General features: G+C 70.6%; 11 protein-coding genes and 1 pseudogene. 5 read left to right on the plus strand and 7 right to left on the minus strand.

All coding sequences use genetic code 11. The annotated features are described in order from the left end of the window. The 6 genes and pseudogenes from GUY59_RS43215 to GUY59_RS43240 form a co-directional block, all read right to left on the minus strand. Window positions 1-234, minus strand: a pseudogene (locus GUY59_RS43215) (allophanate hydrolase subunit 2 family protein); the annotation flags it as partial. A 97-nt stretch (window positions 235-331) separates the two neighbouring features. Then, on the minus strand, window positions 332-961 hold the full coding sequence (locus GUY59_RS43220; protein ID WP_138203995.1) for a 5-oxoprolinase subunit B family protein: 630 nt from the start codon (window positions 959-961) through the stop codon (window positions 332-334). Next, on the minus strand, window positions 958-1,713 hold the full coding sequence (locus GUY59_RS43225; RefSeq protein ID WP_138203993.1) for a LamB/YcsF family protein: 756 nt from the start codon (window positions 1,711-1,713) through the stop codon (window positions 958-960). The genes GUY59_RS43220 and GUY59_RS43225 overlap by 4 nt, the downstream gene beginning before the upstream one ends. Before the next feature lie 17 nt (window positions 1,714-1,730). After that, window positions 1,731-2,507 (minus strand): thioesterase family protein, encoded by a 777-nt coding sequence (locus GUY59_RS43230; RefSeq protein ID WP_132341940.1) that lies wholly within the window; start codon window positions 2,505-2,507, stop codon window positions 1,731-1,733. Window positions 2,508-2,528: 21 nt separating this feature from the next. After that, complete coding sequence (locus GUY59_RS43235) at window positions 2,529-4,019, minus strand: hypothetical protein (RefSeq protein WP_201762040.1); 1,491 nt, start codon at window positions 4,017-4,019, stop codon at window positions 2,529-2,531. A 196-nt stretch (window positions 4,020-4,215) separates the two neighbouring features. Continuing rightward, window positions 4,216-4,440, minus strand: a complete 225-nt coding sequence (locus tag GUY59_RS43240; protein ID WP_132597337.1) for a hypothetical protein — start codon at window positions 4,438-4,440, stop codon at window positions 4,216-4,218. A gap of 154 nt (window positions 4,441-4,594) precedes the next feature. Here GUY59_RS43240 and GUY59_RS43245 point away from each other — a divergent pair, with 154 nt between their 5' ends. From GUY59_RS43245 to GUY59_RS43255, 3 genes are all read left to right on the plus strand, one after another. Next, complete coding sequence (locus tag GUY59_RS43245) at window positions 4,595-5,164, plus strand: HhH-GPD-type base excision DNA repair protein (protein WP_132341289.1); 570 nt, start codon at window positions 4,595-4,597, stop codon at window positions 5,162-5,164. Window positions 5,165-5,408: 244 nt separating this feature from the next. After that, window positions 5,409-7,502 carry a SpoIIE family protein phosphatase gene (locus tag GUY59_RS43250; protein WP_132341291.1) on the plus strand — a complete coding sequence of 698 codons (2,094 nt, stop codon included), beginning with the start codon at window positions 5,409-5,411 and terminating at the stop codon, window positions 7,500-7,502. A gap of 242 nt (window positions 7,503-7,744) precedes the next feature. Further along, window positions 7,745-9,415: an RNA polymerase sigma factor gene (locus GUY59_RS43255; protein WP_138203991.1), complete on the plus strand. Its 1,671-nt coding sequence runs from the start codon at window positions 7,745-7,747 to the stop codon at window positions 9,413-9,415. 82 nt (window positions 9,416-9,497) lie between these two features. On the opposite strand, the gene GUY59_RS43260 is transcribed toward GUY59_RS43255, so the two are convergent. Next, a complete protein-coding gene (locus GUY59_RS43260) occupies window positions 9,498-10,235 on the minus strand; it encodes a YaaA family protein (RefSeq protein ID WP_171055497.1) in 738 nt (245 codons plus the stop codon). 290 nt (window positions 10,236-10,525) lie between these two features. Here GUY59_RS43260 and GUY59_RS43265 point away from each other — a divergent pair, with 290 nt between their 5' ends. Next, a complete protein-coding gene (locus GUY59_RS43265; RefSeq protein ID WP_138203989.1) occupies window positions 10,526-11,245 on the plus strand; it encodes a GNAT family N-acetyltransferase in 720 nt (239 codons plus the stop codon). 100 nt (window positions 11,246-11,345) lie between these two features. Next, window positions 11,346-11,810: a GNAT family N-acetyltransferase gene (locus GUY59_RS43270; RefSeq protein WP_138203999.1), complete on the plus strand. Its 465-nt coding sequence runs from the start codon at window positions 11,346-11,348 to the stop codon at window positions 11,808-11,810. Window positions 11,811-11,852 lie beyond the last annotated feature (42 nt).

Genomic DNA, 11,852 nt, shown 5'->3' on the forward strand with positions numbered 1-11,852 from the left:
CGTCAGCGGGGCCCCGGCCAGCGCCGCCCACCCGCCGTCGTGGAAGCGCACCCACGCCCCGCCGAACGTCAGCTCGATGCCCGCCAGGCCCTCCGCGTTGCCCACGAGCCGGTTGGCCAGCCGCAGGCTCGGCGCGTCGGCCGCCCCCGACCGGGGCACGCCGAGGTGGGCGTGACCGGGCCGCCCGAGATCCTGCACGGTCGCGTACGGACCGGGCGCCAGCACCTCGATCATCACGTGCCCGTGGCCTCACTCCGTCCGGCGGGCATGGTCGCCATCTGCCACCCTCTTCCTCACCTGGCCCTGGTCGCCGTCCTCCCGCAGCCCGTCCTCAGGACGGCGGGGCCTCCTCGCGTACGAACCGCACGCGCATGCCCGGCCGAAACAGCGACGGAGGCTCGGCCGTGACGTCCCACACCCGCACGGACGTGCGCCCGAGCAGCCGCCACCCGCCGGGCGACGCGGTCGGATAGACCGCGGAGTAAGGGCCAGCGATCGCCACGGACCCGGCGGGCACCGACGTGCGCGGCGTGTCCAGCCTGGGCGTCTCCAGCACGGGGTCGAGCCCGGTGAGGTAGGCGAACCCCGGGGCGAATCCCAGCCACCCCACCACCAGCTCGCGCCCGCAGTGCCGGGCGACCACCTCGTCCGCGCCGATGCCGGCCAGCGCCGCCACGGAGTCGAGGTCCGCGCCGTCATAGACCACGGGGATCGTCACGGCAGGCCCCTCGGCCGCTCCGGCGCCGGCCTTGCCGCGTTCTTCGGCGACGAGGGCCGCCAGCCGATCGCGGAGCCGCGCCTGGTCCGCGCCCGGCGCCACCACGAGCACGGTCGCGGGCCCCGGCACGATCTCCGCCACGCCGGCGGGCCGGTCCGCCCGCAGCGCCGCGTCCAGCCGGTGCGACAACTCCAGCGAGCCCGTCTCCACGAGCAGCCCGTGCTCCCCGGCCCTGCGGATCACGTGAACGCCTGCAGGACGACTCCGGCCGCCAGCAGCGCGTCGCGGACCCCCTGGGCCAGCCGGACCGCGTCAGGCGTGTCTCCGTGGACGCAGATGGAACGGGCGGCCAGCTGGACGGAACTTCCGTCAGAGGCCGTCACCGAGCCCGCCACGGCCATCTGACGGGCACGGGCCGCCACCACGACGGCGTCGTGGATGACCGCGTCCGGCTCCCTTCGCGGGACGAGCATCCCCGCGGGGGTGTAGGCGCGGTCCGCGAACGCCTCGTTCACCGTCGGCACGCCCGCGACCGCCGCCACCTCGTGCACGACCGAGCCGGGCAGCGTCAGCACCGGCAGCGTGGGGTCGTAGTCGGCCACCGCGTCGATCACCGCCCCCGCCTGCACCTCGTCGCGGCAGATCCGGTTGTAGAGGGCGCCGTGGGGCTTGACGTAGGACACCCGGCCGCCCATCGCCCTGGCGATGCCGTCGACGGCCGCGAGCTGGTAGAGCACCTCGGCGCAGAGCTCCTCCGGCTCGAGGTCCATCTCCCTGCGCCCGAAGTGCGCCCGGTCGCGGTAGGACACCTGCGCCCCGATCGCCACGCCGCGGTCGACGGCCGCCGCGCACGTGCGCCGGATGGTCACCGGGTCGCCCGCGTGGAAACCACAGGCCACGTTGGCGCTCGTGACGATGTCGAGCAGCGCCAGATCGTCGCCGAGCCGCCAGATGCCGTAGCCCTCGCCGAGATCCGCGTTGAGGTCGATCACCATGGCACCATCATGGCGCTTCACGGCTCGCGCGGTGCGACGAACAGGGTCTGAGTGGCCGTCCCGACCTCGCCATTCTCGTCATAAAGGGTCGAACGGGTCAGCCCACGACCGGCCGGGCCGAGCACGGTGGCCGACTCCATGCAGATCCACTCCGTTTCGGGCGACCGGAACAGGGAGATTGTCAGATCCACGTTCGCGAAGAGGTGCGTGGCGAAGTCGACGGCGAGGCTGATGCCGTTGCCGCTGTCGGCGAACACCGCCAGGCGCTCCAGCGAGGTGATCTCCTCGCCCTCGACCAGCGGCATGCCGAGCCTGCCCCAGACCGTGGCCGGGCCGGGCGTCAGGGGGCTGCCGGTGACGAAACGCCAGTCGAGCGCCCTGCCGTACCCGAAGCCGGAGCTCAGCCACGAGCGCGCGTGCTCCTGCGAACGGGGCGGGACCGGCGCCGGCGGTTTCCGCGCCGGCGTGGCGTGGGTGCCGGCCTCCCGGATGCGCCAGGCGCTCGCCCGGGCGAACTCGCGGCCACCGGAGCGGACGCTCGCCGACAGGCATTGCACGCGCTTGCCGTCACGGGCCACGTCGGTCTCGACCCGCAGCTCGGCCACGGGCACGGGCGCGAACACGTCGACCACCAGCCTCGACAGCTGCAGGCCTGGCCGCGGGGCCGTGCGAGCCAGCTCGTGCACGATCAGGGCGGTGACGGGCCCCATGTGCTGGGAGCCGGGATCCCACGGGCCCTGGGTGTGCTCCGACGCGCGGTAACGGCCTTCGCCGGCGCGGCTGTACATTGCCATAGAAGGAAATTCTATGGCGAGCTAGATCTCGTCGGGAATGTCGGCGATGTCGTCGAGAGCCGCCGCGAGCTCCTCCGGGTCGCCGCCGATCCGCTCGGCGATCTCGATCAGCACGTGGAGCACGTCGTGGCGGTCGTGCCCGAGGTCGAGCAGGCGCTGCGCGGCCTCCCACAACTGCGGCGGATCGCCCTCCCAGAGCCGGGTTGCGATCTCCTCGTGCCAGGCCAGATGCTCCTGGTCGATGGCACCGCCGTGGTCGATCTCGAGCAGCGTGCGGCGGTCGGCCTCGTCGGCGGGGTTGAGGTGGTCGAGGTCGACGTCGCCGTGCGTGCCCTGCAGGAAAGGGAAGGCGAAGACCCGCCTGGCCAGCGCCGACAGGTCGCCGTCCGGCAGCAGGCGCTCCAGCAGGGGCCGGTCGAGGCCGAACGACGTCGGATCGCGGTAGGCCTCGGGGAACTTGCCGATGGCCTCCCACACCGCGTCGAGCGTGGCCTTCAGCCCCTGCTCGGGCAGCGCCGTGCGCTGGGCGGCGAAGCGCACCCAGGCCGCCAGCACGTGCGGCATCGCCTCCTGCTCCGCCACGCTCAGCATCACCTTGCGCGGCAGCCAGTCGAGCAGGAACGTCTCGCACTTGGTGGGGCTGACCCGCAGCGGCCGGTTGAAGTCCTGCTCGCAGCCGTAGTCGATGATGTGGTCGGCGCAGCGCGAGGCGGCCGAGGGGTCGGACAGGTGCTCGGCGGCGTCGGAGGCCAGGAACTCCGCCGCCAGCATGGCCCGCCGCTCCCTGCTGTAGGGGGCCTCGATGTGCAGCGGCGCCGGCCGCTTGCGCCCGGGCGGCAGCGCCTTCAACCGGGCCCTGGCGAACGCGTGGTAGGCGCTGTAGCTGTCGCTCACCGGCGGCGGGGTCTTCGGCTCCTTCGTGGCCTTCATCGCCGACTCCAGAAGGGCCCTCGCCTGCTCCGGCTGGATCTCCTCGAACAACAGCATCGGGTTGCCCGCCGCCTCGGCCCTGGCCTGCTCGATCAGCTTGTCGACCTGCGAGGAGACCCAGGCGTCGCGGGTCATGCCGCTCATGTTGTAGTCGACGACCATGACGAGCGCGTGACGGTCGGCCGGGGTCTGGCCGTCGTTCCACCGGTAGGAGAAGGTGCAGATCACCGTGTCCTGGTCGCCGTAGGCGTCGCGGGAGACGTAGCAGCCGGCCGGTTTCACCGCGCCCACCCGGTCGGCCCAGCCCGGCCTGGCCACCCCCGACTCCATCATGGCGAGCGCCGCGCCCTCGGCCTTGGCGCCCTGGCGGGCCGTGCCGAGGTAGGCCAGGCACATCAGCAGGGTCAGCGAGGCCGGCGTGCCGGCCTTGGCCGCGTAGTCGACGAGCCCCTCACCGAGAACCTGCTCCACGTCGCCGCCCCTGACCCGCCGGCCCCACCAGGCCCCGATCATGTCGGAGACCATCAGCTCCGCGTCCAGGGGAGTGCGAACGGCGAGCAGCTCTCGAGCCGCCTGCACCATCTCCTTGAACACGTCGTCGGGCGGAGTGCTCTCCCGGGGATCTCGTCGGTGTCGGCGCACGCCCTCACTCTCTCGTATTCCAGGCACGAACGGTGCGGAGAACACGGCCCGGTGACCCCGATGTTATAGGAGGGTCATGCCGGTGACCCGCGTCCGGCGTCCTGCGGGAACGCCGCAGGACGCCTGCGACGTCACGTCAGCGGGAACTCCGCGGCGGAGGCGCGGAGTTCACGATCGCGAGCAGGTGCTCGCGGGCGATGCGTTCCACGATCTCCGGGGTCGCGGTGACACCCAGATGCTGCGCACACGCGCACACGTCGGCCACGCAGCGGTCGATGGTGTCCACGGGTACGGTCAGGAACTCTTCGGCCAGCCTGAGACTGACCGGTTCGCGCAGGAACCGTGTGGCCAGAGCGAGCATAGGAGTGAGATTCCTCTGGATGCCCAGGGGCAAACCCCCAGGAACGTCTGCAGGGCGACTTGCGTTCTCATTCCACCCTTTCTCGGACGGGTGTCAAGGCTCCACGACGCCTGTGTTCACTTCACCCGGTGCCCTTTCATGCGAAGCTGTCTCCATGCGCATCCAGCTCGCCCAGCGGAGCGAGGCAGACGAGCTCCTCGGCCGCAGCCCGCTCGCCCTGCTCGTCGGCATGCTGCTCGACCAGCAGATCCCCATGGAGTGGGCGTTCACGGGGCCCTACACCATCTCGCAGCGGCTGGGGCACGACCTCACCGCCGAGGAGCTCGCCTCCTACGATCCGGAGGAGTTCGCCGCGCTGCTGGCGCAGCCGCCGGCCGTGCACCGCTATCCCAAGGCGATGGCGGGCCGCATCCAGCAGCTCGCGGCCTACCTGGTCGAGCACCACGACGGCCGGCCCGAGCGGATCTGGGCCGAGGCCGCCGACGGCAAGGACGTGTTCAAACGACTGAACGCCCTTCCGGGATACGGCAAGCAGAAGGCCCAGATCTTCTTGGCATTGCTGGGCAAGCAACTGGGGGTCCAGCCGTCAGGCTGGCGGGAGGCAGCCGGGCCCTACGGCGAGGAGGGTGCACAAAGGTCGGTCGCCGACGTGGTCGACGCCGACAGCCTGAGCCGGGTGCGCGCCGCCAAGCAAGAGGCCAAGCGCGCGGCCAAGGCCCGATAGCCGTGGCGGGCAGGCGTCCCGGTAATCGGGCGCGGTAACCTGATCTTGCTGCGCAAAGTGGAGCGACTTTGACAGGATGCGTAGACCCTAGAGGCGACCGGGCACCGGCGGGGGCTTCCGTCCGCGCGTGCCCATCGCCGATGATGTACTGCAGGATCCGGTCGCCCGGAGCTGCGCTACGCCGATACACGATTATGGAGATGTGCCGCGTGGGAGACCCTGGCACGCGACGGAGGTGCGGACCATGAGCGCCGAGACCTCCGTTCCCCGTCCCCGGGAGTCGGATGTGGACATCTCAGACTCCGCCCTCTTCAGGGGCATGCTCTCGGAGGCGGAGTTCGCCTTCGCGTTCTTCGATGCCGACGGCCGCGTCCAGCGGGTCAACGACGTCTTCAGCGACGTCGTCGGCGTGCCCGCGGAGCGCATGGCGGGCCGGCCTCCCGTCGAGGTGCTGGCCGCCGACCTGAGCCAGATCATCACGCACGCCGTGCAGGCCGTCATCGAGGGCGACGCGCCCGTCACCGAGGGCCGCGTACGCGTGCGGTCGGCGGATGGCGACACCCGGCAATGGTCGCTGTCGTTCTCGCCGGTCCACGACGACGCCGGCGAGCTGCGGGCGATCGCGCTGATCGGGCTCGACGTGACCGAGAGCCGCCAGACCGAGGAGGCGCTGCGCCGCAGCGAGGAGCGCTACCGCTCGCTGGTCGAGGCGCAGTCCCAGCTCGTGTGGATCACCTCGCCCACGGGAGCGGTCGTCGAGGACGCGCCGCAGTGGCGCGCCATCACCGGCCAGGGCCTGGAGGAATACCTCGCCAACGGCTGGTTGGACGTCGTACATCCGGACGAGGTCCAGCAGACCGAGGAGGCCTGGAGGGAGGCGCTGCGCGGCCGCACCATGTTCGAGTGGAACTACCGCGTGCGCACCCGCGCCAGCGGCTACCGCCACTTCGAGGTGCGGGCCGTGCCGATCATCCGTCACGGCCGGGTCGTCGAGTGGGTCGGCGCCAACACCGATGTCACGCCGCAGCGCGAGGCCGAGGAGATGCGCGGCAGGCTGACCGACCAACTCGGCGCGGCCGCCCTGCGCACGGCCAGGCTGCAGGGCGCCACCGCGATGCTCGCGGAGGCGCTCACGGTCGAGCAGGTGGTGCAGGTCATCATCGACGTGGGCCGCACCGCCCTGGCCGCCGACCGCTCGGCGGTGGCGCTGCTCGACACCGACAGGGCCGCTCTCAAGCTGATCAACGGTGAGGGCATCCCCGAGGCGTCCGGCGCGTCCGGCGAGGAGATCCCGCTGTCCAGCTCCAGCGTGATGACCATGGCGGTCAACAGCCGCAGGCCGGTCTTCGCCGAGTCTCCCGAGTCGCTGAGGGCCCAGCTGCTGGAGGCGGGGGGAGACGAGGACGTCCTCGGCAACTACCTCGCCAACAGCGACGAGCGCGCCTGGGTGGGGCTGCCGCTGCTGGCGGCCGGACGGGCTCTGGGAGCGCTCCGATTCTCCTTCACCCGGCCCCAGAAGATCTCCCAGGAGGACGGCGTCTTCCTGGAGGCGCTGGCCGGTCAGTGCGCGCTCGCGGTCGAGCGGGCCACGCTGTTCGAGCGCGAGCACCGCACCGCCGAGACGCTGCAGCGCAGCCTGCTGCCCGACCGCCTGCCGGTCGTCAAAGGCCTCGTGCTGGCCCAGCGCTTCCGTTCGGGCAGCCGTCACGTCCAGGTCGGCGGCGACTGGTACGACGCGTTCGTGCTGCAGGACGGGCGTGTCGCCGCGGTGGTCGGCGACGTCATGGGCAAAGGCGTCAAGGCCGCCGCCGGCATGGGCCGCATCCGCAACGCCATGCGGGCGCTGGCGCTCACCAACCCGCCGCCCGCGGCCGTGCTCACCGGCCTTGACCGGGTCTTCGAGGCCACGGAAGAAGAGGAGCAGGTCACGACCCTGGCCTACATGGTCGTCGAGCCCGTCACCGGCGAAGGCACGCTGGCCATGGCGGGGCATCCGCCGCCCGTGCTGGTTTCGCCCCAGGGCACGGCGATCCTGTGCGACGCCGAGCCCGGCACTCCGCTAGGCTGGCCGACCAGCCGCAGGCAGTTCCGGTTCGTGGTGCCGCCCGGCCATACCGCCGTGCTCTACTCCGACGGGCTCGTGGAGAACCGGAAGCGCGGGCTGGATGCCGGTCTCGCAGAGATTTGCAGTGTTGTGACCGAAGCGCCGCCTGAGGTCGTGAGTAGTCCGCATATGTTGCTGGACTTCCTGGTTGACCGGATGTTGTCTGGATATGAACAAGATGATGACGTTACCGCGCTAGCAATTCACGTACCGCCAGCCACGAAGAGTGACTGAATGAATCAGTCATAACGGTTGCTTTCGGGTATCGGTGCCCCGCTTACGTACGCACTACTGTCTCGGTCGGCCTAGGGTGGAGGTCAACCGCCGGGAGGTGGCCGTATGGAGTGCGGGGTCGTGCCACAATGCTGTGCAGGTCCGTCGCGGTCCGCACGGCCTCACCGATCTCTGAGAGAGGCAACAGCCCCCCAGCGGGCATCTGGGTCCATTGTCGCCACGCGTTCGTTCGAGAGGTGTTCGTGTCGCCTGCAAGTTCGACTCGCTCGAAGCCACAAGAGCTGAACGAGCCCGTCATTCAGCGACTGCTCGAGCGTGGGCGCTCGCAGGGTTTCCTCGAGTCTGAGGATGTCCGTCAGGCCTTCGAGGAGGCGGACATCCCCATGTCGCACGCCGCCGCGTTCTTGCGGAACCTCAGCAAAGAGGGCGTGACCGTGGTGGTGACCGCCGCGGATTCGGCTGCGCCGAAGAAGTCTCGTGGTCCAGCAAAGCGCCGCACCGCCGCCCCCGTCAAGACCAAGACGGCGGCGGCCGCCAAAGAGCAGCAGCCCGAGACCGTGACCGCGGTCGTGGGCACCGCTGAAGCCGAGCCGGCCGCCAAGAAGGCGGCCCCTGCCAAGAAGGCCGCTCCGGCGGCGAAGAAGGCCGCGGCCGCCGCCGCCGCCAAGAAGGCCGAGCCGAAGGGCGCTGGGCCTGCCGAGACCAAGCCGAAGGCATCCGAGGCCCCGAAGGCCGACGCGGACGACGAGGACATCGAGCTCGACGGCGACGTGGAGCTGGACGACCTCGATGACATCGAAGTCGACGACGAGGAGATCGTCGCCGAGGGAGACTCCGACGCGGAGGGTGACTCCGACTCCGACTCCGACTCCGACTCCGACGAGGAACCCGAGGAGCCCAAGGCCGTCGAGGTCACCGTGGAGAAGACCGAGGAAGAAGTCCTCATCCTCTCCGACGACGACGATGACGCCCCCGTGGCGCAGGTCGCCGCCGCGGGCGCCACCGCCGACCCGGTGAAGGACTACCTCAAGCAGATCGGCAAGGTCCCCCTGCTCAACGCCGAGCAGGAGGTCGAGCTGGCCAAGCGCATCGAGGCCGGCCTGTTCGCCGAAGAGCAGCTCGGCGGCGGCGAGTCCGAAGGGCTGCCCGTCGACGTCAAGGCCGAGCTCGAGTGGATCGCCGAAGACGGCCGCCGCGCGAAGAACCATCTGCTGGAGGCCAACCTCCGGCTCGTGGTCTCGCTGGCCAAGCGCTACACCGGCCGCGGCATGCTGTTCCTCGACCTGATCCAGGAAGGCAACCTGGGCCTGATCAGGGCCGTCGAGAAGTTCGACTACACCAAGGGCTACAAGTTCTCCACCTACGCCACGTGGTGGATCCGGCAGGCGATCACGCGTGCCATGGCCGACCAGGCGCGGACCATCCGCATCCCGGTCCACATGGTCGAAGTGATCAACAAGCTGGCCCGGGTCCAGCGGCAGATGCTGCAGGACCTCGGCCGCGAGCCCACGCCGGAAGAGCTGGCCCGCGAGCTCGACATGACGCCCGAGAAGGTCGTCGAGGTCCAGAAATACGGCCGCGAGCCCATCTCCCTCCACACCCCGTTGGGCGAGGAGGGCGACAGCGAGTTCGGCGACCTCATCGAGGACTCCGAGGCCATCGTCCCGGCCGACGCCGTCAGCTTCACGCTGCTCCAGGAGCAGCTGCACTCCGTTCTCGACACGTTGTCGGAGCGGGAAGCGGGCGTCGTGTCGATGCGCTTCGGGCTCACCGACGGCCAGCCGAAGACCCTCGACGAGATCGGCAAGGTTTACGGGGTCACCCGTGAGCGCATCCGCCAGATCGAGTCGAAGACCATGTCCAAGCTGCGCCACCCGTCACGTTCCCAGGTCCTGCGCGACTACCTGGACTGACTCGACCGCATCCGCACCACGCCGCCGCCCCGCCCGGACCCGTCCGAGCGGGGCGGCGGCGTTTCGGGCGGTAGGCAGGTGGTCACGAGACATGCACGTCCAGTGTCCATGGGCGGCCGGCGCGGGCGGGCGGTGCCACCTCGACGCGGTAGCCGAGCGCGTCGAGCACCTTGGCCAGCTCTTCAGAGCTCGTGGGCGTGGTGCCCTCCTGCAGGAGCGCACGGGCGATCTCACCTCTGGTCGCCTTGGCCATGTGGCTGACGACCTTGCCGTCCCTGAACACCCGGACCGTCACCGAGCGTTCCCCGGGCTGCCAGGCGCTCGCGTAGGTCGCCGAACGCAGATCCACCACCAGCCCCGGAACGCCGTCCAGCACCTTCGAGATCCGCGGCCGCCAGAACGTGCCCAGACCTCCGAGCGGAGGCAGGTTGACGCCCATCGACAGCCGGTAGGGCGGAATCGGGTCAGTGATCCGCACCACACCCCAGAGGCCGGAGAAGATCAGCACCGACTCCTCAGCCCGGCTCCATGCCTCGCCGTCCAGAGTGCGCAGCCCCAGATTGTCGTACAACACGCCGGTGTAGAGGTCGGCGGCGGGCAACGTGGAAGCCGTTTTCAGAGCGAGGTTTCTCGCCGGCTCGCCCGCCAGGCCCGGCGTCAGGCCGAGCACGCCGATGGCGTCACGGCGCTTGGACGCGCGCACGAGCGCGGTCATCACCCGCTTGCGGGACCCGTCCAGGGCGGGGAACGACAACTGGCCGACCGGCGGGCCGCTGCCTTGCGCCGCCTTCCCCTCAGACGGCGGCAACACAATCATCACAGTGCTCAGCCTAGGGGGAGGCTTCATTCTTTTACGGCAGGCCAGGCTGACCCCAGTCGCCGACCTGGGCTGGGCTCTGTGCAGGGAGACGCTCACCAGGCGGAGACGGCCGAGCGCCGCAACGGCGCTCCCCGGGCCGTCCGCTTCGCCGAATCGGTGACCGTCCTCCGCACTGTGACGCCTTCCCGGGTGATCGGCCTGCCGTGGTTCCTGTCCGCGGTCAGGGCCGGGGGTGCCATGTCGGCGTTCCTCCGTCCGGCCCATGTTGGCGGGGTGGTTAGGCTGCGCGGGTGGAGTTCGATCTGCTGGTGCATGAGGCCTGGCCTGCCTACGAGCAGCGTGTGCACGACGGGTGGGTGCTGCGGTACGCCGGGGGCGTGACCAAACGGGCCAACTCCGTGCTCCCGCTGCATGCCCCTGCCGATCTCGGCGCTGCCGTCGAGGCCGCTGAGGCGTTCTACGACACGCGCGGGCAGCGCTGTGTCTTCTCGCTGGGTGCCGCGGCCGGGCCCGGCCTGGACGAGGAGCTGGAGCGGAGAGGGTATGGGCTGGCCGACCCCACCGTGATCATGGCCGGGACGCCGGGACACGGGCCCGCGTACAAGGTGCGGATCGAGGATCGGCCGTGGCAGGGCTGGTTGGAGACGTGGTGGGCCGTGGACGGGCGTTACGGCGCGGGCCTCGCGGACGCGGAACGCATCTGCACCGGGGTGCCTGCCTGGTATGCGGCGTATGAGGAGGATGGTGTGGCGCTGTCCGTCGGGCGCGGTGTGCCTCAGGGGGACATGCTGGGCGTCTACTGCATGGCCACGTTGCCCGGCGCCCGGCGGCGGGGGCTGGCGCGCGCGGTGCTGCGGGCACTGGTGCGGCACGCGGGCACGGGCTCCGCCTACCTCATCACCACGGCCAGGAACGAGCAGGCGCAGGCTCTCTACCGGGGCGAAGGGTTCGAGATCACGGGAAGGTATCACTACCGGGTGGCGGAGCGCCGGTCCGGGCAGCGGATGTGACTTGCCGGGCTGAGCGAACCATGCGACGTCCCGGACGTGCCCAGCGAACGATGGTGAAACGTCCGGATGAGTCTTGCGACAAGGGAGGAAAGTCACGTTGATGAAGGCCGACGGCTTTCGCGCACTGTCCGTCCGAGCGGGGAGTGCGGCGGATGTCGAGCACCTCGTGACCCTTGACCCGGTCGCGGGATCCGACGGTGGCGAGCGGCGCGCCGCCATCCAACGTTGGTGTCGCGACGGTGCCGTCCTTGTGGCCGACACGCCGACCGGGCTCGTCGGCTACTGCGTGGTGGAGTACACCTTCTTCGAGCAGGGCTTCGTGACGATGCTCATGGTCGCCGAGCCCGCCCGGGGTCACGGCGTCGGCGAGCGGCTCCTGCGTGCCGCGGCGGCCTCATGCAGGACCGGGAAGCTGTTCACGTCGACGAACCTGTCCAATCATCCCATGCAGCGGCTGCTGCAGCGGATCGGCTGGCGGTCGGTAGGGATGGTGCACGGTCTCGACGACGGTGACCCAGAAGTGTTCTACCTGTACAGGCCTGCCGGAACCGCGGGGGAAGTCTGAACAGGCGGCGACCTGATGCACGCAGCGCGGCGACCCCGGGCG

The sequence above is a fragment of the Nonomuraea sp. K271 genome (assembly GCF_009908215.1).
GTDB lineage: Bacteria > Actinomycetota > Actinomycetes > Streptosporangiales > Streptosporangiaceae > Nonomuraea > Nonomuraea longispora.